Annotated in this window: 22 protein-coding genes, 1 tRNA gene and 2 pseudogenes; 13 read left to right on the top strand and 12 right to left on the bottom strand. The window is 34.1% G+C overall.

The genetic code is table 11. The annotated features are described in order from the left end of the window. Window positions 1–18 precede the first annotated feature (18 nt). Window positions 19–369, top strand: a complete 351-nt coding sequence (locus wTpre_RS04665; RefSeq protein WP_245609403.1) for a hypothetical protein — start codon at window positions 19–21, stop codon at window positions 367–369. Here wTpre_RS04665 and wTpre_RS04660 read toward each other — a convergent pair. The 3 genes and pseudogenes from wTpre_RS04660 to cutA form a co-directional block, all read right to left on the bottom strand. Next, complete coding sequence (locus wTpre_RS04660) at window positions 366–794, bottom strand: hypothetical protein (RefSeq protein ID WP_245609402.1); 429 nt, start codon at window positions 792–794, stop codon at window positions 366–368. The genes wTpre_RS04665 and wTpre_RS04660 overlap by 4 nt on opposite strands. A gap of 138 nt (window positions 795–932) precedes the next feature. Beyond that, a tRNA-Gln gene (locus wTpre_RS04655) sits at window positions 933–1,004 on the bottom strand. Further along, window positions 995–1,271 (bottom strand): annotated as a pseudogene (cutA, locus tag wTpre_RS04650) (divalent-cation tolerance protein CutA). The gene wTpre_RS04655 and the pseudogene cutA overlap by 10 nt, the downstream one beginning before the upstream one ends. A 384-nt stretch (window positions 1,272–1,655) precedes the next feature. On the opposite strand from cutA, the pseudogene wTpre_RS07535 reads away from it, so the two are divergent. The 3 genes and pseudogenes from wTpre_RS07535 (at window position 1,656) to wTpre_RS06980 (ending at window position 3,738) form a co-directional block, all read left to right on the top strand. Then, window positions 1,656–2,540: pseudogene (locus wTpre_RS07535) on the top strand (transposase). Between the two features lie 155 nt (window positions 2,541–2,695). Continuing rightward, a complete protein-coding gene (locus wTpre_RS06985; RefSeq protein ID WP_245609400.1) occupies window positions 2,696–3,037 on the top strand; it encodes a hypothetical protein in 342 nt (113 codons plus the stop codon). A 413-nt stretch (window positions 3,038–3,450) separates the two neighbouring features. Next, a complete protein-coding gene (locus tag wTpre_RS06980) occupies window positions 3,451–3,738 on the top strand; it encodes a hypothetical protein (protein WP_245609399.1) in 288 nt (95 codons plus the stop codon). 154 nt (window positions 3,739–3,892) lie between these two features. Here the strand turns inward: wTpre_RS06980 and thyX are convergent, their stop codons facing one another. The 4 genes from thyX to acpP form a co-directional block, all read right to left on the bottom strand. Further along, complete coding sequence (gene thyX / locus wTpre_RS04630) at window positions 3,893–4,726, bottom strand: FAD-dependent thymidylate synthase (RefSeq protein ID WP_068652325.1); 834 nt, start codon at window positions 4,724–4,726, stop codon at window positions 3,893–3,895. Continuing rightward, a complete protein-coding gene (gene murA, locus wTpre_RS04625) occupies window positions 4,719–6,005 on the bottom strand; it encodes a UDP-N-acetylglucosamine 1-carboxyvinyltransferase (RefSeq protein WP_068652323.1) in 1,287 nt (428 codons plus the stop codon). The genes thyX and murA overlap by 8 nt, the downstream gene beginning before the upstream one ends. Before the next feature lie 228 nt (window positions 6,006–6,233). Then, entirely contained in the window at window positions 6,234–7,505 is a 1,272-nt protein-coding gene (gene fabF / locus wTpre_RS04620) for a beta-ketoacyl-ACP synthase II (protein WP_068652321.1), read from the bottom strand. A 6-nt stretch (window positions 7,506–7,511) separates the two neighbouring features. Further along, window positions 7,512–7,772, bottom strand: a complete 261-nt coding sequence (gene acpP / locus wTpre_RS04615; protein ID WP_068652319.1) for an acyl carrier protein — start codon at window positions 7,770–7,772, stop codon at window positions 7,512–7,514. 127 nt (window positions 7,773–7,899) lie between these two features. Between acpP and wTpre_RS04610 the strand changes: the two genes are divergently transcribed. Beyond that, a complete protein-coding gene (locus wTpre_RS04610; RefSeq protein ID WP_068652660.1) occupies window positions 7,900–8,682 on the top strand; it encodes a polyprenyl synthetase family protein in 783 nt (260 codons plus the stop codon). Continuing rightward, window positions 8,675–9,547, top strand: coding sequence for an FKBP-type peptidyl-prolyl cis-trans isomerase (locus wTpre_RS04605; RefSeq protein WP_068652318.1), 873 nt, complete (start codon window positions 8,675–8,677; stop codon window positions 9,545–9,547). Before wTpre_RS04610 ends, wTpre_RS04605 begins: the two co-directional genes overlap by 8 nt. 70 nt (window positions 9,548–9,617) lie before the next feature. On the opposite strand, the gene hslU is transcribed toward wTpre_RS04605, so the two are convergent. Together hslU and hslV are read right to left on the bottom strand one after the other, a co-directional pair. After that, window positions 9,618–11,069, bottom strand: coding sequence for an ATP-dependent protease ATPase subunit HslU (gene hslU, locus wTpre_RS04600; protein ID WP_068652316.1), 1,452 nt, complete (start codon window positions 11,067–11,069; stop codon window positions 9,618–9,620). Window position 11,070: 1 nt separating this feature from the next. After that, a complete protein-coding gene (hslV, locus tag wTpre_RS04595; protein ID WP_068652314.1) occupies window positions 11,071–11,625 on the bottom strand; it encodes an ATP-dependent protease subunit HslV in 555 nt (184 codons plus the stop codon). An 81-nt stretch (window positions 11,626–11,706) separates the two neighbouring features. On the opposite strand from hslV, the gene gshA reads away from it, so the two are divergent. Next, a complete protein-coding gene (gene gshA / locus wTpre_RS04590) occupies window positions 11,707–12,861 on the top strand; it encodes a glutamate--cysteine ligase (RefSeq protein ID WP_068652312.1) in 1,155 nt (384 codons plus the stop codon). On the opposite strand, the gene wTpre_RS04585 is transcribed toward gshA, so the two are convergent. From wTpre_RS04585 to wTpre_RS04575, 3 genes are all read right to left on the bottom strand, one after another. Next, window positions 12,858–13,658, bottom strand: coding sequence for a hypothetical protein (locus wTpre_RS04585; protein WP_068652310.1), 801 nt, complete (start codon window positions 13,656–13,658; stop codon window positions 12,858–12,860). The genes gshA and wTpre_RS04585 overlap by 4 nt on opposite strands. A gap of 61 nt (window positions 13,659–13,719) precedes the next feature. Next, entirely contained in the window at window positions 13,720–14,673 is a 954-nt protein-coding gene (hemH, locus tag wTpre_RS04580) for a ferrochelatase (RefSeq protein WP_068652308.1), read from the bottom strand. Then, window positions 14,670–15,488, bottom strand: a complete 819-nt coding sequence (locus wTpre_RS04575; protein WP_245609398.1) for a hypothetical protein — start codon at window positions 15,486–15,488, stop codon at window positions 14,670–14,672. The genes hemH and wTpre_RS04575 overlap by 4 nt, the downstream gene beginning before the upstream one ends. 114 nt (window positions 15,489–15,602) lie before the next feature. On the opposite strand from wTpre_RS04575, the gene ndk reads away from it, so the two are divergent. From ndk to folD, 6 genes are all read left to right on the top strand, one after another. Then, window positions 15,603–16,022: a nucleoside-diphosphate kinase gene (gene ndk / locus wTpre_RS04570; protein WP_068652306.1), complete on the top strand. Its 420-nt coding sequence runs from the start codon at window positions 15,603–15,605 to the stop codon at window positions 16,020–16,022. Window positions 16,023–16,142: 120 nt separating this feature from the next. After that, window positions 16,143–17,321: an aspartate aminotransferase family protein gene (locus tag wTpre_RS04565; RefSeq protein WP_068652303.1), complete on the top strand. Its 1,179-nt coding sequence runs from the start codon at window positions 16,143–16,145 to the stop codon at window positions 17,319–17,321. 68 nt (window positions 17,322–17,389) lie between these two features. Then, complete coding sequence (locus wTpre_RS04560; RefSeq protein WP_068652301.1) at window positions 17,390–18,667, top strand: HlyC/CorC family transporter; 1,278 nt, start codon at window positions 17,390–17,392, stop codon at window positions 18,665–18,667. A 9-nt stretch (window positions 18,668–18,676) separates the two neighbouring features. Next, on the top strand, window positions 18,677–18,934 hold the full coding sequence (locus wTpre_RS04555) for a DUF2312 domain-containing protein (protein WP_068652656.1): 258 nt from the start codon (window positions 18,677–18,679) through the stop codon (window positions 18,932–18,934). Next, window positions 18,927–19,502, top strand: coding sequence for a UbiX family flavin prenyltransferase (locus tag wTpre_RS04550; RefSeq protein WP_068652299.1), 576 nt, complete (start codon window positions 18,927–18,929; stop codon window positions 19,500–19,502). Before wTpre_RS04555 ends, wTpre_RS04550 begins: the two co-directional genes overlap by 8 nt. Beyond that, window positions 19,486–20,373 (top strand): bifunctional methylenetetrahydrofolate dehydrogenase/methenyltetrahydrofolate cyclohydrolase FolD, encoded by an 888-nt coding sequence (gene folD / locus wTpre_RS04545; RefSeq protein WP_068652297.1) that lies wholly within the window; start codon window positions 19,486–19,488, stop codon window positions 20,371–20,373. Before wTpre_RS04550 ends, folD begins: the two co-directional genes overlap by 17 nt. Window positions 20,374–20,385: the final 12 nt, after the last annotated feature.

The raw sequence follows: 20,385 nt of genomic DNA, 5'->3' as shown, positions 1-20,385 counted from the left end.
TGTCGTAAAGGCTACTCATTGCAGCAGACAACTTTCGCACCACTTAAAATTCTAACTTTCAACTTAAAGAGGTACATAATATCAAATAACTTCAATTTCAAAGAATTTTTTCACCATCACGAAGCAAATAGCACTTTAGATGATATAAAAAGGTACTGCATACTGTGGCAATCAGTGATATCACAGGCAATGCTTGATGAAGCAAGTAACTGTAAAAAAACAGAAAGCTTGGTAGAGAAACGTAAAGCAATTTCCTGGCCATCAGACTCCAGTCAAGATTTTGTTGAAACATGTATACTGGCTGATTGCAATACTTTGTACGTAAAAAACAAAATACAGCCAATTCTCAAAAAGATAAAGCTCTTTTAATGAGGTTTACCCCTCTCACCAAGAAAAATATCATTTAATCTTTTTTCTATAGCTTCATCTATATCTTGGATTAATAGCTGCTTTATCATATTCACTTTCCGTTCTGCCTCTTGAAGATTATTGTCACCGTAACTTTTCTTATTACTATAACCATAACTACTGCCATTTGGTTTATTACTCATTTTTCTTCTTATGCTGAGTATCTTAACTATCTTGTCCTTGAAAAAAGACTTCCAGCCTGTGCCAGAAAATAATTTGTAGAGAAAATGCGGAGTAAGAAACGCTACTAATATTCTAATAGAAACTCCATAACCCAAATCATCTCTATTTTCATAATACCATTTTAAATATTGATATAAATGGTAAAATGCATTTTTGAAAGAGCTAAATTCTACAGAATACCAAAAGCCACTGGTGAGAAACATGAGCATAATGCTCGATGTATAAAGATACAAAGTGATGAGAAATAGCTTGACAGCTATACCTTTCAAACTGCCCAGTATGTAATTAAACAACCTTAATCTATAAAAAAGTGATATCATTTCGCGCACACTTCAATAAAGCTGGGGTGGAAGGATTCGAACCTTCGCGTGGCGGTATCAAAAACCGCTGCCTTACCACTTGGCTACACCCCAATATTATTTATATCAATAACATTATTAACCCAATTAGTAAAAGATTTATTCGCTTTTCCTATGGGTATTATCACAACGGCTTGTTGATCATAAGAATACATTGCCTCGATTTTTTCTATAATCTTATCAGCCTGATCATTCCTACTTTTCATAATTGCCACTACTTCACAAGTATTATTAACTTTACCTTCCCATAAATACAGAGAATCTACTTCAGGAAATATATTTACACACAATTAACTTCTCATTTAACAATCCTTCAGAAATAGCCTAAGCCTCTTTCAAGTTTGAAAAAGTTATATAGACTAAAACTAAATTGCTCATTAATCGCTACATAAATGTATTTTTACTATACTCTACTTAGATTTATTCATCAAGAGAAAATAGGAGAGACCTCTTCAGTACTTAACACACAGAAATTGGAGATGTAATCTAGCACCTCTCCCCTTGTCATCCCAGTATTTCTCCTCCTTTCATCCCAGTGCGTGACACTGGTATCCAGCCTTTTTACCAACAAAAACTTAGCATAAACTTTCGTGCTCAAAAAAATTCTGGATTCCAGTTGGATTTGTTGCATAGGTCAAATAAAAAGAACTGTCAGTTACTGACAAAATTCACTGTAAGACAAGCATTTAACCTACTAAAGAAAATATGCCGCAAAAAATGAGAGTAAGTAACCAAAGAGAATATAACGAATTTCTCAAAAAAAAAGAGGAAATATTTTTCATTTTGTTAATCAAGCTATAGAAAATTGGTATGAAAATAGTCCAAAAGTTGCAGGTGGCAATATCACTTATAGTGATGAGGTTGTAATTTTAATACACATAATAGTTCATCTTTTTAGAATTGGCTTGAGACAAGCTGTAGGTTCTGTAAAAGGTTATATGGTACAAATAGGCAAAAAAACTTAAGATTATCAGCTATACACAAGCGTCCAGAAGCTTTAAAAAGCTTAATTTGAAGATTGATGACCATAGAGCCAATAAGGATGATTTTGAAAATATTAAAATTGCCGTAGATAGCACTAGAGTTGGTATCTAAAATAATAACGGTGGCATAGTAGGCTTAATACTCGAAAAAGAAAATACAGTAGCGGAGTTTATTTTGACCACTATGGAGCATGTGATCTTGTTGCAAGGATTAATGTTAAATATAATATAAGCACACTATACGTAGACAGGGCATATAATCGAAAGAAGTTATAAAAACTGTGCGATGAGCTTGACATAAAGACAAGGATTTCTCCGCAAAATAATGCAATAGAGCATCCAAAGTTGGATTATATGGATGAGAGAAATTCTACAATCAAGCTCATAAAGTCATATGATGAAGATGGTATAAAGAGGTGGACAAAAGAGATAAATTGTGGGAAGAGATCTTATATAGAAAGTTTTTTTCTCTCGAATAAAGCAAACATTTGGGTTTAGTTTTAGAAATAAATCTGAGGTTAATCGTGAGAGAGAACTGCTTCTCAAGTGTTATTTGCTTAACAAATTTACTGATATAGGCATGGCTAAATTTGAGATAGCTTCATGAATTTATTCCACCTTGCCTATTATCCGAAGAGTGATGCAACAAAGCCATCCCAGTGTTAGCTACTTGCATGACATCACCTACTATGTAATTTACTTTTTTATATAATAAATATTAATGATTTATTAAGATATATAGTTAATATCTTAATAAATAATATGCCAAAACATGTTAATCGCATTTCTCAATCTATTGTATTAAAAGTCTATACTGATAAGGAACATCCTAGAGTTAAAGTGTTTTGTAAAACTGAAGATAGAGAAAATGGACAAGTTGAAATAAGACTCTCAAAACAGAAAGTTGCGGAGTTTTTAAATCAAATTGCCAATAAAGGAAAGCACCAAATTTCTATCAGTAAAAATGTAGAACAAGGTATAATTAAAGATATAGAAGGTATACGTAGAGAAATGGTAGATATGTATACAAAGCACCGTATTTATCAGCTGAAGAACAATATAATAAGTTATTTGAAAGTGAGAAAGCTATTCAATTTAGTTTGAATACTTTTATGTCAAACAGTATACTTAAAATTGTAAAATAAAAAGATAGATTTGAAGAAATTTTAGATTTTGATCCCAAAAAAGGGCTATATCACTCATTAAGTTACTTTATTACTTTTATAAAATTAGAGAATAGGAAAGATTTTGTTGCATTTCTCGAGTCTAATAATATTATATCTGAACAAGATTTTATGAATTATATTGATAAAAAAAAAGAACAAACGAAAAAGTTATTAATGATGCAGTTTTTATCGCAATTCTTACCTATTCTTGATGTTCAGAGCATTGAAAAGCGAGAAGGGGATCAATTTTATTATGATGACATAATATATAAGTAATTAAATAATAATTTATCTTCAATACAACTATGGATCTATACTGAGCAAGAACAAATCAAATGTGCGTTAAATGATATGGAGATAGGATGCCACTTAGAATTTAGTTATTTTTGCTATGCTTGTAATGAAGAAGATGTCATTGAGGATGAGGGGCATTCTATGTTGGTGTATAAAGCAGGGAATGATAAATACATATTTTTTGACCCTAATAAAGGAGCGGTTGGCTTTTGTCCTGATACAGGAGCTGCCAATTTTACATTAGAGGAAGTTTGTAGGGTAATGGAACTTGCTGTAAACCGTTATTCATATGATATGTATATTGAAAATATTGCAGATTATTGCCAAGTTTATATTATGGATTAGAAATGCAACACTAATGTTAAAGAAATCCGAAAAGCTTTATGAAACAATGGAAAGAATAAATTCAAAAATAATTGATATATCAGTTGATAAAGGTATGAATAAATTGTTGCTCACACCTGCAAGTCTGTGAAAGGACATAACTTGATCTTTTTGGCTATTTACCTAGTATAGACATCAGCTCATTCCATTCTCTTTTACCAATGCCACTTTCTTCTTTCGTGACATTTTCTCCTTTTATTAGCTTGCGAATTATTTCAAGACCAGTTTTTGAAATACAGGCTGATTTTAGCGAGTATTCAACAAAAGCATTATAGGCCAGCGGGACCCATTTCTTCACTATGTCCAACATAACTTCTGCATAGACTCTAATTTCATATTGGGCGTGTTGATCGGCTCTAAGCCTTAAAAAGTGAAGAAGGTTGTGTAAATCTATTTTCCAATAAAACTGAGTATAGTAATTAAGTGTTAGATTGGTTCGGGCAATTTCCCTTGCAAGGCCCTGTTGAATAAATTTCTCATAATGAGAATATACTAAATTAGAATTATTTATTAGAGAATCTATTATTTCTTTTGAAGTACTTGAGTCAAAAGCTTCACCGCTGCCTTGTTTATTATTATCAGATTGTTTTGCAACCTGTTCTGGTATATAAAATTCATTATCAAGTATAGAATACCTTCCGGAATATTCATTTACATTTGCAGTTCTATGTCTTATCCACTGTCTTGCAATAAAAATTGGAAGTTTCACGTGAAACTTAATTTCACACATTTCAAATGGAGTTGTATGATGATTTCTCATCAAATATTTTATAAGAGCCTCATCTTGATTTATCTGTTTCGTTCCCTTTCCATAAGAAACGCGAGCAGCTTGAACTATGGCGCTGTCAGAGCCCATATAATCAATTACTCGAACAAATCCATGATCTAACACCTTATGTTCTTCGTATAGAATTTCATCTATCTCTTTTACTTTAGTTCTCTTATTCATAACTTGTCCTCAAGGAAATATCGGCTCCACACGAATTGAGTTTTTCGTCCATCCCTTCATAGCCTCTCCATAAATGATGTGAGTTATTTATTGTAGTTTCTCCTTTAGCTACTAAAGAAGCGAGAATTAAAGCTGCTGTTGACCTTAAGTCATTAGCATGCAGATTAGCTCCATATAGGCTCTTTGTTCCACTTATAGTAGCTTTACTTTTTTCGATGCTGATATTAGCGCCTAATTTTCTTAGCTCATTGGCATGTGCAAATCTACTTTCAAAAATGTTCTCTTCAATGATTGATATTCCATCTGCAATGCACATTGCAGACATTAGTTGTGGTTGCATATCACTGGGAAAGTTGGGATATGGATTTGTTGCAACGTGAGCAGATTTAATAGAGCCATTTTTTCTAGAAATAATAATACCATCATTATGTAACTCAACTCTGGCTCCTATAGTCTTCAATTCATTTGCAATACATTCTATATCAGACAAACTTACTCCTTCTAACTTTAGCTCGCCGTCGGTAATGACAGCAGCCAAAGCATAAGTACCGGCCTCTATGCGATCTGGTATTACTTTATGCTCACACCCATTTAATTCTTCAACACCTTCTATTGTGATTTTTGTATTATTAACTTTAATATTGGCACCCATAATCTTCAGAAACTCTATTAAATCAAGAACTTCCGGCTCGATTGCAGCATTGTTTATTATTGTTACTCCCTCTGCAAGAGTTGCTGCCATTATTATATTTTCTGTTGTACCAACACTCACTTTTTCAAATGTTATTTCTTTGCCTTGCAATTTCCCTTTTGTTGTTGCAGTTATATTACAGCTATCAATTTCAATTTTAGCTCCCATTGCTTCAAGTGCCTTAATATGAATGTCAACAGGACGTTTTCCAATATCACATCCGCCAGGAAATACTGTTGAAACTCTACTAAATCTGCTGAGCATTGGACCTAGCATTAAAAAAGATGCTCGCAGTCTGCTTGCAATTTCATGTGATATTAAATAGTTATTGATATTGCTACAGTCAATTTCCAAAGTGTGATTTGCTTTATAGTCTTTATTGCATATAAAATTTACTTCTGCACCAAGACTCTTAAGCAGCTCAGACATCAAATGTACGTCAATTAAATCAGGTACGTTATGTAAAGTCATTGAAGAATTACCAAACAAGCTTGCCGCCATTATTGGCAAGACTGCATTCTTTGAACCATTAATCTTTATTTTTCCAATCAAGGGCTTGTGGTTGCTTCTTACTAATATTTTATACATTTAATCAAGCGATAGAACTTATCAAGTAAGTATAATAGGTTAGCGGTAAAAGGCAAAATTTTGCTCTCTCTTCTTCTGTTATTCGAGTAGCTGAAACTGGGATCCATTTCTTCATCATCATCAAAATGATATATTTTAACATTACTTCTATGCTGACCAATTTAACTGGATTCTAGTTTTAGCTACTCGAATAACATTTTTGTAGTCGATTCAAAATAGCATAATTAACTACACCTTTCCAAAGATGAGAGACGCGTTGGTACCACCAAAACCAAATGAATTAGAAAGCGCATATTGAATTTTATGCTCTTGAGCTTTAAGTGGTACAAAATTTAAATCACACCCTTCTGAAGGTTTGTATAGGTTTAAAGTTGGTGGAACAATTCCATTGTTTAATGCAAGGATACTAAATATTGCTTCAACACTTCCTGCGGCACCAAGTAAATGTCCTATAGAAGATTTAGTCGAGGAAACAGGTATTTTATAGGCACAGTCACCGAATAACTGCTTCATTGCTATTACTTCAACTTTATCCCCAAGTGTTGTTGAAGTCCCATGTGCATTGATATACCCAATTTGACTTGGGCTTACTTGTGCACTCCTTAAAGCAAGTTCCATTGCCTTAAGTGCGCCTCTTCCTTCTGGATGTGGTGCTGTGATGTGGTGCGCATCTCCTGTTAACCCATATCCAGTGAGTTCTGCATATATTTTTGCTCCCTTTTTTTTTGCATGTTCATATTCTTCCAGAACTAATACACCTGCCCCTTCGCCCATGACAAATCCATCGCGCTCTTCGTCCCATGGCCTTGAGGCCTCTTCAGGATTATCATTGAATTTAGTTGATAGTGCCTTCATCGATGCAAAACCTGCAATTCCAACTCTGCATAACGCACTTTCTGCTCCGCCTGCAATCATAATGTCAGCTTCACCGAGTTTTATAGCTCTTGCTGAGTTTATAATCGCATGCGCACCTGTTGCGCATGCAGTTACCGCTGAGTCATTTGGACCTATAAATTCGTATTTAATAGAAATATGACCAGATATCAAATTTATTAGACTTGCAGGAACAAAAAGTGGGCTAACACGTCTAGGCCCCTTCTCCTGCATGGTAATTACATTTTCCTGAATCGATGGAAGACCACCTATACCAGAACCAATAGCTACACCTATTCGCTCTTTATTAATATTTTTATTTTCCAAAATTAGTGAGTCTTCTACTGCTTGAACAGCTGCCGCAATTCCGTAATGAATAAAACGGTCTGTTCTTTTTAGGTCTTTTTCAAAAATATAGTCTTGTGGATTAAAACAATGCTCAATGTTATCGGATTGCACAGGTACCTGCCCTGCAACCCGACAAGGAAGATCAGAAGAATCGAACCTATCTGTATTTATTGCTTTAATGCCAGATTTACCTTCTTTCAGCTTTGACCAGGTGTTATTAACATCTGCCGCTAGTGGAGTAATTAACCCAACACCGGTAACTACTACTCTTCTTCTCATTCAATATCAACTGTTTGCTTTGTTTACTACATATTCAACTATCTGTCCCATAGTTTCCATTTTTTGCGCATCTTCGTCAGGAATCTCTATACCAAACTCTTCTTCAGCTGCCATAATTATTTCAACTGCATCCAAACTATCTGTTCCATGGTCTGAAAGCTTTGAAGAACTACCAAATGCCTCTATATCCTTATTGATGTGCTCTAGTATAATCTTCTTTACTTTTTCTTCTATATGTTCCCTAGTGCTTTTTGCTAATTCGTTCATTTCTTACTAAAAAATAACCTATCCTCTGATGTTATAAGAAATTTTGATGTTTGCAATAGCTTTTATGATTATATAAACTATTAAAAGCTTCCTATCTCTTAGCACTCGATAGTTGATAAATTTAAAAATGCTAGACGAAACAACAAAAAATTTGCTTGTTGTAGAAGTGAATAAGCTCTTACCTGAAAATAGCGAGAATAGACTTATATCAGCTATGCGTTATGTGCTTCTTGCTCCTGCAAAACATATACGTTCTTTTTTAGTTATAGCATCTTCGTCGATATTCAACATAAAGGTTGAAAAAGCAATAACAGCAGCAGCAGCAATTGAATTTATTCATGCTTACTCCCTAATTCACGATGATCTGCCATGTATGGACAACAGTGACACACGCAGAGGCCAGCCAAGCTGCCACAAAAAATTTGGTGAAGCAACAGCAGTACTGGCCGGAGATGCATTACTTACCCTGGCTTTTGAGGTATTATCTTTGTTAAATTGTGAGATCATAAAAGTGCTCTCTCAAGCAATAGGAATGAAGGGAATGGTGGGAGGGCAGATTTTAGATATAGGTGCAGATTTTGACAAAATAAAAGAAATTCATTTGATGAAAACTGCAAAACTATTTGCAGCTTCATGTGAAATAGGTGCTATAATAGGAGGCGCTGCAGACAAGGAGCGGGAAGCATTATATAACTATGGAATAAATCTAGGGCTTATTTTTCAATCCAAGGATGATATCGAAGATTATGAGCAAGATAAAACAAATAATTTGATGTCCGTGCTTGGCAAAAATGAAATGGAAAATTATATAGGTAGTCTCTTTAAACAAGCCTCAGATAATCTAGGTACGCTTTCAGGTAATACTAATGACTTGTATGATTTATTGAATCAAGTAAAAAAAGATGGTTAGAAAAATTATATTACAAATGTTTATCTCTGTAGTAATGATTTTCGCTTTAGCTTCTGCTTTTATAATTACGATTGTTTATATAAACAAAGATAAACCAGAGAAAAGGGAAAAGCTTTACGAAATAAATGCTACACATGGTGGTTTGATACGGATGATAGCAAGTTATTTGGTCAGGCCGATACTTGAATCAGCTCTTGATCGTTATATTGAAAAGCATGGGTTAGCAGAATATTTAGAAGAGATAACACAGCAAAAAGAAGAAGAGATGATAAACTTTTATGAAATTACTGAAGGCAGTGGCAGTAAAGTTTTCTGTGGCCAAGAAGTTCTGCTGCAAATGTACAAAGTCTCCAACAACCTAGCAACGCTACTTCCGACTGATGTCAATTTGAAAATAGGTCAGGATTACTTAAAAGAAGTGAGTTTAGGGGTAATAGGTATGAAAGAAGGCGGGGAGCGTGTAGTTACTATTGCTGCTGATGACAACAAAATGAGTTTTAACTCTTATTACATCAAACTTATTGAAGTAAAAGATAAATATCCCGATTCAGTAAATAACCTGATGATTTTTAATGACTTAATTAATAAAACTGGAAAACAAGTAAAATGTGGCGATGAGATATCAGTTCAATATAGCATAAAGAGACATAATGGTGAGTATATAATCAAAGATCAAATAGTGCAGTTTAAGGTTGGTGACAAAAAAATACCACTTGCTATAGAACTTGGAGTTGTGGGAATGAGAGCTGGTAATAAAAGAACAATTCTTTCTCCACCTGATCTTTTAACTGATGTGTCAACAAAAGGCATAGACTGTGATATTGCAATAATTGATTTAAGCTTGAGTTCTTCTACTGAAAAATAGCTTAAAGAACTACGAAGTAAGAAAAAACAAAACCTCTTGAATGCTCTATATTACTTAAAGTAGTCTTCCTCTAAAGTATAAATTTAGATAAGTCAAGCTGCTTTGAAATTGACTCTAGCTTATCTCTCACATATTTGCTATCTATAACGAATTTTTCATTATTTTTTTCAGAAGCAATAAAACTTACTTCATCCAAAAGCTTCTCCATGACAGTATGAAGTCTTCTTGCACCTATATTTTCCACTTCTCTATTAACTGTAAATGCTATTTCAGCTATAGTCTCTATACCATCATCAGTAAATTCAAGTGTTACATTTTCCGTTTTCATTAACGCTATATACTGTTTTAACAAATTAGATTCTGGTTCCTTTAATATTTTCATTAGATCCTCTTGAGTAAGTGCCTTAAGTTCCACTCTAATTGGCAATCTACCCTGTAATTCTGGTAAAAGATCAGATGGCTTAGATAAATGAAAAGCACCAGATGCAATAAATAATACATAGTCTGTTTTTACGGGTCCATACTTAGTTGAAACAGTTGTTCCCTCAAGCAATGGTAACAGATCGCGCTGCACTCCTTCTCTGTTGACTTCACCTTTTATTTCTGTACGCGCTGCAATTTTATCTATTTCATCTAAAAACACTATACCTTCATTGCTAACAAGATCAATCGCTTCTTTGACTATCTTGTCTTCATCCATTAACCTTTCGCTTTCTTCATTAATCAATATTTCACGTGCTTCCTTCACTTTAACTGTAATAGTTTTTGTTTTTTTGCTCCCATTAAATATCTTGCCCACGATTTCTGTTACGTTCATCACACCAATTTGCCCACCTGGCATGCCAGGTATATCAAAAGTGGGTAACATACCCTTGCTCTCCCTGACGTTAATAGAAACTTCTCCATCTTCAAATTCCTTATTTCTCAGTCTTTCTCTGAAAACTTTTTTGCTTTCCTCGGTTGCATCTTCACCAACCATGGAGTTGACTATTATCTTTTCAGCCAAACCTAAAGCTTTTTTAGTTAAGGCTTTACGTGCTTTTTCCTTAACTAAAACTATTGCTGCGTCAACTAAATCACGTATTATCGAGTCAACATCACGTCCAACATATCCTATTTCAGTAAATTTCGTTGCTTCAACTTTTATAAAAGGTGCACCAGCAAGCTTTGCTAAACGGCGAGCTATTTCAGTTTTACCAACTCCCGTATGACCTATCATGAGTATATTCTTAGGTATAATCTCTTCACGTAGTGGAAGTGGGACTTTATTTCGACGCCAACGGTTTCTGAGTGCAATAGCAACAGCGCGCTTTGCATCATTCTGCCCGATTATAAATCTGTCTAATTCTTTAACTATCTTCTGTGGTGGTAGATCATCTAATAAAGCTTGTGAGCTTTGAATGCTACTACTTCCTGTACCTTCATTTTCATAGAGGCTATTTTTCTCATTACAGTCATCATTATTATCAAATTGACCCACTACAGATTGACTAGAAAAATTAGCATACAAAGTTCTTGACATATTACTCCTCTATTTTTTCGATAATTAGATTATGGTTTGTATAAACACATATATCAGCAGCTATCTTCATAGCCTTTTTTGCAATCTCCTCTATTGATATTCCTTCAACGTCAATCAAAGCTTTTGCTGCAGATAAAGCAAAATTTCCTCCAGAGCCAATGGCTGAAATGCCATCTTCAGGTTCAAGAACATCACCCGTTCCTGTAATTACCAATGAAATGGACTTGTCTGCCACGATCATCATAGCTTCTAATTTTCTTAGATATTTATCCATCCTCCAGTCTTTTGCAAGTTCAACACATGCTCTCATCAACTGTCCTGGGTGCTTATCAAGTTTAGATTCTAGCCTTTCGAAGAGAGTAAATGCATCAGCTGTTGCTCCAGCAAAACCGGCAACTACGGAATCACCAGAAAGACGCCTAACTTTTTTTGCTCCAGATTTTATAACGGTATGGCCTAGCGAGACTTGCCCATCACCTATGACTACTACATTTTTGCCTCTTCTAATTGACAGTATAGTAGTACCATACATTTTACTGCTGTCATGATGAATCATTTTTTGTTATCTTAGTTAGTTATATTATATTAAGATTATAACCTACAATATAGTACTTTTCTTATAACATTTAAAGTGTAGATGCAAAACATAATTCATCCAAATCTGGAAAAAGATATAAATAATTGGTTCAAAACAAAATTTAATGGTTTTACATTACCATTTTATAGCTCCATAGATCTTAGGAATTCAGGCTACAAAATCGCTCCAGTAGACGCTAATTTATTTCCTGCAGGGTTTAATAACTTAAGTGAAGTATCAAAAGCGATAGCAGCAAAATTGATAAAAAGCTACTTCGAAACAAAACAATATAAGAAGGCCCTGATAATACCGGAGAATTACACACGAAATAAAATGTATATAGAAAATGTATTTGCCATAGAACAGGTACTGCAACTCGCAGGTTTTAAAACTAGAATTGGCCTCTTTCATAATGAAACGTACAATTTAATAGAACAGTATGAAACTGTTGTGAAAGAAAACTCTTTGCTGAAGACAACTTCAGGATTTGTGCCTGATGTTGTTATACTGAACCGTGATATGACGAGCCACATTCCAGACACGCTAGAAAACGTAAAACAAGAGATAGTGCCAAGTCCATTATATGGCTGGCACAGTAGGCGGAAATTTCAATATTTTGAAATCTATCAAAAATTAGTGTCCGAATTTTGTGGCGAATTTAAAATCGACCCATGGCTTATTTCTGTGCTTACAGAAAGCTGTAATGGAGTTGACTTTAATGATGATTCATCACTAGGAGCAGTAGCGACTAAAGTTGACCAAATATTATCTCTAGTGCAAAAAAAATATGAGGAATATGAAATAAAAACACAACCTTACGTTTTTATCAAAGCAAGCAATGGCACATACGGAATGGGCATTATAACAGCAACAAGTGCAAAGGAAATATTAAATCTCAATAAAAAAAAGCGTCATAAAATGAAAAAGATAAAAGAAGGAATAGCAATCAATAGTGTTATTATACAAGAAGGTGTACCAACTATTGACATATTTAAAAGTAGTTCTGCAGAACCGCTAATATACTATATAGGAGATACTCCAACATGTTGCTTATACCGATGTAATAGCAGGAAAGATGTATATTCTAGCTTGAATTCCACTGACTGTGAATTTTATGACATCAGCCAAGAAAATAAAACTTTGCCACTTTGGAATATTGTTAGCAAATTAGCAGTGCTAGCATTGGCAGTAGAAATTAAGTCTTTTCATCTCTAATAATTAATTTCTACAATGCTGCCATTATGCTGAATATGGTGAGCGTCATCAAGTCCAGTAGGACTATCAGTACCATTATTAGGTTGATTGACAAACTTATCGATGTTTGATACTAGATGTACTATACTTAGTAGCAAACCGACCGTAATGGTTAAGTTGAAATTATAGATTATGCCACCACCCAAGTATATTGGCATGGTTGGAAGTTCCATTCTTTTTAATATGAAGCTTAACAAGCCCAATGACAAAGCGAATGTGCTAAAAATAACTTCTTTACCATATTTAGCAGACTTTTCAGAATCCTTATTATCTAGATACTTCTTCCATGTATAATAACAGTTTATGCATTCTGAAAATAGAAATAGAGCTGCTGATGTTAAGCTAATATAACTTATTACATCCTTGTTGTTTCTAGCTAAGAAATGAACGATTTTTGTCTCTATCAATATTCCTATTACACAGTTTGCCAATAGGGCTAAGCTACCCACAACCTGTATTGGTTTTTTAGGTTGATTTTCCCCTTTACCATTCTGAGGTTTTTTAGATTTACATCTAGCTAAATTGAGACCAAAGTCAAGAGCAAATATTATTGATGCTGGTAGTTTTAAGAACTGAGAAATATCTAATATAGTACAAATATTGGATCTGTTGTTATCAATAAACTCGCAACAGAACTGCAATGAAATTTTACACAATATGCCTGTTAAACCTACTGCAATACAATACATCTTTCTAATATCATTGTTGTGAGCGTCATGTATATTTTCTATGAATGTATTTGGCTCACCTTTTTGCATAAGTAGATACTAGAATAATAACTCTTTAATATTATATTATAAGAATATAAAAAGAAAAGTGCTATAAATCAGTACTTTGAGAGTGATCTGAACATAAATCGGCCAAGCACTTGATAAATAAGAGATCAGTACTGAGCGTTGGTACGCGAAAGTAATACCCGTCTTTGATAATTGCTTTATACTCTATATCAAGTTCAACCAGTGTTTCAGAATGCTCGGAAACAAAAGATATAGGTGATAAAACTACAGGTATATTATCGTCTTTTGCGCGTGATAGCTCACTTTCAGTGCTAGGATCCAACCATTTTACAGGGCCAACCTTACTCTGATAACATATTCCCCAGTCAAGATCTTCAATATTCAATCTTTTTACTATTAATTTTACTGTTTTTTCTATCTGTGAAGCGTAAGGGTCGCCTTTTTTAATGATACTAAGAGGTAAGCTATGAGCCGAGAATAGGACTCTTGGCTTACCGATTTTGCTAGCTAATTGATAATATTTAGACGTTAGATTAACATGAGCTTCAATAAAGTCTTCATTGTCATAATAATGGTGAATTGTTTTTGTGTTACATTCCAGTTTGGCATTTTTTTGCCAATTCTCGATGGATGATAGAGTTGTGGTGGTTGAATATTGCGGATATAGTGGTAACAGAATGATTTCTTCAGGGTCGAATTGCTTTACGCTTTTAACAACTTCATCAGCGAATGGATGCCAATAACGCATGCAGATGAATATCTTATATACATGGTTTCCATTTTCATTTAATTTCAGTTCTAAAGCATCAGCTTGTGCTTTCGTATTCTCCAAGATTGGTGATTTACCTCCAATGTACTCGTATATTTCTTGTGCAGTACTCTCTCGCCTTTTGGAGATAAACTTTGCTAAAAGGAAGCGAAAAGGATTTGGCAGATTTATTATTCTTTTATCGTAAAAAAGATTAAATAAGAAAGGGCGTACCGCACTTAGTGAATCAGGTCCTCCTAGGTTAAATAAGATTACTGCCTTCTTCACTGACAGCACCTTTCTTCAGGTTTGCCTATAAAATCAGCCACACACTCATCAAGTTTAGTTACAGGCACTAAATTTCTTACACTGGCATACAATAGATGAGCAGATCTCTTCATGTTACTCTGTGTAGATGCAAAGCCTCTATCGAAAACCACATCAACACAAAAACTTGGCACTGCTTCAAGAAGTTCAACAGCAGCCAAAGATATCATTATGTAGCTTTGTAGGGCCTTCAAAGGGAACATAAGCGGAAAAAGTAAAACCTTAACAAAGAGAGAGCTAGGACTTTCATTCATTATTTGTCCTTGATTGGGAGAATTATACTCAATATGCTGTCTATTTCTATAAAAAACAGGAAATTTTATAGTGTCTTCCTCAAATTGCTTATCTATTTCTTTTCTACTATGGTTAGTGATCTTTTCCATTAATTTCTCACGCACTTGACAAGTGGTTCTCACAAAAAAACACGTGGCAATCATCAATACAGCACATATAAGCGCACAACGCATGAGGTTCATCCCACCTATCATAGATGGTAATGCAAGACAAACAAATGGTACTATGATAGCCATTTCGAAAAATGGAATAGTGTTCCTTTTCATTGCAAAAGCAGCGCCTTCTTTTAATTTTGTATTATTGTGTAAGCTATACTCTAAATAACTCAAAAATGCCAAATTAAAAGTTAAAAATCCTTTTGTTCCACAAAAAATTGATGACTTAAATTGATTAACCCATTCTTTAGCAGTAAGTGTGGTTTCAATTGATTGTTTAACATTGGGATCGACTGGTTTGTTGTTTTTTTTGTTACAACACCCCATAAAACACCTCCTTGATGGTTTATCCTTAACTATAAGTGAAAAATTGCTTTTATCAAATCAAAGTTTATAATAAAATAAATCTGCAAATATACGATCTTAATATAAGGGAATAACATGGCAATTGAGAGAACACTTTCAATATTAAAACCTGATGCAGTAAAAGGTAATATTACAGGCAGTATAAATTCTTACATTGAAAAATCTGGACTAAAAATTATAGCACAAAGAATGATGATGCTGACAAAAAAACAAGCAGAACTGTTTTATGAAATTCATAGGGATAGGCCTTTTTTTGTAGAGTTGGTGGAATTTATGACTTCTGGGTCTGTGATAGTTCAAGTTTTAATCGGTGAAAATGCAGTCAGTAAATACAGACACATCATGGGTGCTACAGATCCAAAGCAGGCAGATAAAGGTACAATTAGGGGTGATTTTGCTGATGATATTAGTGAAAATAGAGTGCATGGTTCTGATAGTCTAGAGAACGCTCATAGAGAAATAGCTTTCTTTTTTGCTGAATGTGAATTAGTGTAGTTTTACTTTTTTACATACTAAATTTCTGAGTTTTATGTTGAACTGTATAATATCAGCTTAATTTTTAGTTTAAGCAACATTAAGGGAAAGCTTTTTCATGCACTATAGATAATATTTACAATGGATCATGTTGTTAACGCTTATAATAGATCTGAAGCTTCTATAGTTAGAGGAGAAGGAGTATATCTCTTCGATAAGGATGGTAAAAGATATTTAGACTTTGCTGCAGGAATTTCTACAACCTCTCTAGGTCATTGTCATCCATACATTACAGATAAACTGAAGGAGCAACTGGATTCATTATGGCACTGCTCTAATATTTTTACTATTCCCCAGCAGGAAAGGCTTGCTCAGCGTTTAACAGACCTTACCTTTGCAGATAAAGTTTTTTTCTGCTCAAGTGGACTTGAAGCAACAGAAGCTGCAATTAAATTTATTCGCCGCTATTTCTACTTAAATGGACAAGAAAAGCGCAATCATATCATTACAATTGAAGGAGGTTTTCATGGCCGCAGTATTGCTGCAATTTCAGCTGGGGGAAATGAAAAATCACGCGAAGGTTTTGCTCCACTCCTTTCTGGTTTTGATAAAGTTCCAAGAAATAACATTGAAGCATTAGAAAAGAAAATCAATAGCGAAACAGCTGCCATATTTTTAGAGCCCATACAAAGTGAAAGCGGAGTACATCCATTGGACGTAGAGTATCTTAAAAAAGTAAGAGAGATAACAAAATCTCAAGGAATAATTTTATGCTTTGATGAAGTGCAATGCGGATATGGGCGGATTGGCTCTCTATTTTACTATCAAAATATAGGAGTTGAACCTGATATGCTCACTTGTGCGAAGGCTATGGGTAATGGATTTCCTCTGGCTGCATGTTTAGTAAAAGATTATATAGCAGAAGCAATCACTCCAGGAACTCATGGGTCAACTTATGGAGGTAATCCACTTGCCATGACTGTGGGTAATGCAGTACTCGATGTAATGCTAAAGGAAGGCTTTTTTGACCATGTTAAGAAGGTCAGTAAATATCTAAAAGAAAAGTTATTGCCTTTGACTGAAGAATTTCCGAAGATCGTTTCAGAAGTTCGTGGGGAGGGTTTATTGATAGGGATAGAGCTTAGAGTACCTTTCGCTGATAAAATTGTTAAACAATCTCTTGACAGAGGCTTAATGATGACTAATATTATAGATAATAGGGTAGTGAGAATAACTCCTCCACTTCTTGTTGAGAATATGCATGTGAATACAGTATGTGATATATTTCATGATTTATTTTTTTATATTAAAGATATATAGAATTGCAAATGCCTCTTGCAACATATAAAATCAACTCTGTTTCTATATCGCAATAACATCATACTTTAATGGATTGGTTATTGATCTCAGTATTGTCAGCAATTTTTTCCTTATTGATTTTATCGTTTTTGTTCTCAGGAGCAGAAATAGGGTTAACCTCAATTAGCCGATCACGAGTGAATAAACTAAAGCTAGAAGGTAACAAAAAAGCCAAGATAATAGAGCTTTTGTTAAGTAAAAAAGAATTAACAATAGGAACAATATTACTGTGTAATACAATTATTAACATTACTTGCTCTGCTTTGTTTACAGTAATATTTATAAATTCTTTTGGAAGTGAGGGCATATTTCTTTCAACATTCATGATGACGTTTTGTATTTTGCTATTTTGTGAAGTTTTACCAAAAACTTACGCCATGCAAAATCCTGAAAAATTTACATTACTTTCTGCTTATTTTATGCTGTTTTTTGTCAAGGTTCTTTCTCCATTGACATTAGGCATTCAGTTTATTGTCAATATCATTCTGAAGTTATGTGGGCTTCATAAGAATAGGGAGGTAATATCTGCAGCAGATGCAATGCGTAATATGATTACTCTTCACCGCAGTGAGGGCACTATGTTACAACAGGATTTAGATATGCTAAATAGTATACTTGATTTGGCTGAGACAGAAATATCACAAATTATGACCCACAGGAGAAACTTATTTTCTCTTGATATAGATCGAAACAAAGAAGAGTTAATAAGAGAGATTTTAACCAGTAGCCATAGCAGAGTACCTTTGTGGCAAAAAGAACCAGATAATATTGTTGGAGTGGTTCACGTGAAAAATCTAATAAATGCCTTGCGTGAAAAGGATAATAAAATAGAGATTGCCAAAGTTATGTCAAAGCCTTGGTTTATACCAGAAAGTACGCCACTCAGTGTACAACTTCACAACTTCCGTAAAAACAGGAAACACCTTGCATTTGTTATTGATGAGTATGGGGCACTACAGGGAATCGTAACTCTTGAGGATATACTGGAAGAAATAGTTGGAGAAATTTCAGATGAGCATGATTTGATCACAGAGAATTTTATAAAAAAGATATCCGATAATATGTATCACATAGAAGGAAAATCTACCATTAGGGATATTAATAGACAGTTACATTGGGATCTTCCTGATGAAGAAGCTACAACTCTAGCAGGTATGATTGTAAACGAGATAGAGCGCATTCCTGAAGAAAATGAAGAGTTTTCCATGTACGGTTTTTACTTTAAGATTTTAAAAAAAGATAAAAATATTATTACTATGATTGAAGTACAAGTAAAAACTGCTAATACTGTAGTAGCAATTAATTAGTTGGGTTCTATGGAAGATACAGTAAAAATAACGGCTGAAGATTTGAAGAGATATATAGAGAGAATCGAAAAACTTGCACAAGAAAAGAGGGACGTGCAAGATCACATTCGTGATGTATATGCAAAAGCTGCAGATGAAGGTTGGGATATAAAAGTGATGAAACAGATTATTAGGCTAAGAAAGATGGATGATGATGACAGGGAGGAACAGGAGATATTACTTGATACCTACAAACGTGCATTGGGAATGAATTACGAAGGTGAATAGTAGGATTGTAATTGGAATAAGTGGAGCATCTGGTTCTATTTACGGTGTAAGGATTCTAGAGGCACTAAAAAATACCAATCATGAAACTCATTTAGTGATCAGCAGCACTGGAAAAATAGCTATAGCTCATGAGATTAAAGAAAAACTTGAAGATATTATATCGCTTGCAGATTTTTACTATTCTGAAGAAAAAATAGGAGAAAAAATAGCAAGCGGCTCATTTAAAACCTCAGGTATGGTTATTGCTCCATGTTCTATGAAAACAATGTCTGAAATAGCATCGGGGGTGACTTCCAATCTATTAACAAGGGCTGCAGATGTAACTCTAAAAGAAAGAAGAAGATTAGTTCTTATGGTGCGAGAATCTCCACTACATCTTGGACATCTCCTAAATATGTTAAAACTAACGGAGATGGGAGCAATTATTGCTCCGCCGATGCCTGCTTTTTATATTAAACCAGAATCTTTGGATGATATTGTAAATCATGCTGTTGGTAAAGTATTGAACTTATTTGATATTGCATTACCTGACTTCAAGGAGTGGCAAGGAAATGTCAATTATTATTAACGGTAAAAAAATAGCAGATGATCTCTGTGAGGAGCTATCAAAAAAAATTGATCTTTTAAAGAAAGAGTATAATGTTTTTCCTTGTCTTAAAGTAATTCTTGTGGGTAGCAATCCAGCAAGTCAGGTCTACGTTCGTAATAAACAAAGAAAAGCAGAATCAATAGGCATAAGTTCTGAAACTATTGTTTTGCCTGATAGTATTTCAGAAGATGAATTGATTAAAAAAGTTAATACATTAAATGAAGATTTATCTGTGCATGGAATTTTAGTTCAGTTACCTTTACCAAAAAACATTAGTGCAAGCAGAATAATTAATACAGTAAGTGTTGAAAAAGATGTAGATGGCTTTCATGATGAGAATATTGGCAGGTTAGTTAAAGGTGAAAAAGATTGTCTGATACCTTGTACTCCCAAAGGTTCTTTGCATTTAATCAAGTCAGTTGAAAATAATCTATCAGGTAAAAATGCGGTAATCATTGGCAGATCAAATATTGTGGGTAAGCCAATGTTTCACCTATTGTTGCAAGAAAATTGCACTGTTACCATCTTGCATTCACAAAGTATGGATTTAGCTGATTATTGCTCTAAGGCGGATATAGTAGTTGCAGCAGTTGGAAAGCCAAATTTTGTTCAACCAGATTGGATAAAAAAAGGTGCAATAGTGATTGATGTTGGCATAAATAGCATTAACATAGGAAATCAAAGTAAGCTTGTGGGTGATATTGACTTTGAGGGAGTAAAAGAAAAAGTCAAAGCTATTACTCCAGTGCCTGGTGGAGTTGGCCCGATGACAATAGCATTTCTTATGATAAACACTGTAGTTGCTGCTTGCTTACAGCGGGAAGTTGATCCCTCTAATTTTATTGCTTAGGATTTATTCTAA

This window comes from Wolbachia endosymbiont of Trichogramma pretiosum, assembly GCF_001439985.1.
In the GTDB taxonomy this organism is placed as follows: Bacteria; Pseudomonadota; Alphaproteobacteria; order Rickettsiales; family Anaplasmataceae; genus Wolbachia.
Note: the sequence above shows the minus strand (reverse complement) of the source record. Positions and strands in the feature narration are given on the sequence as shown.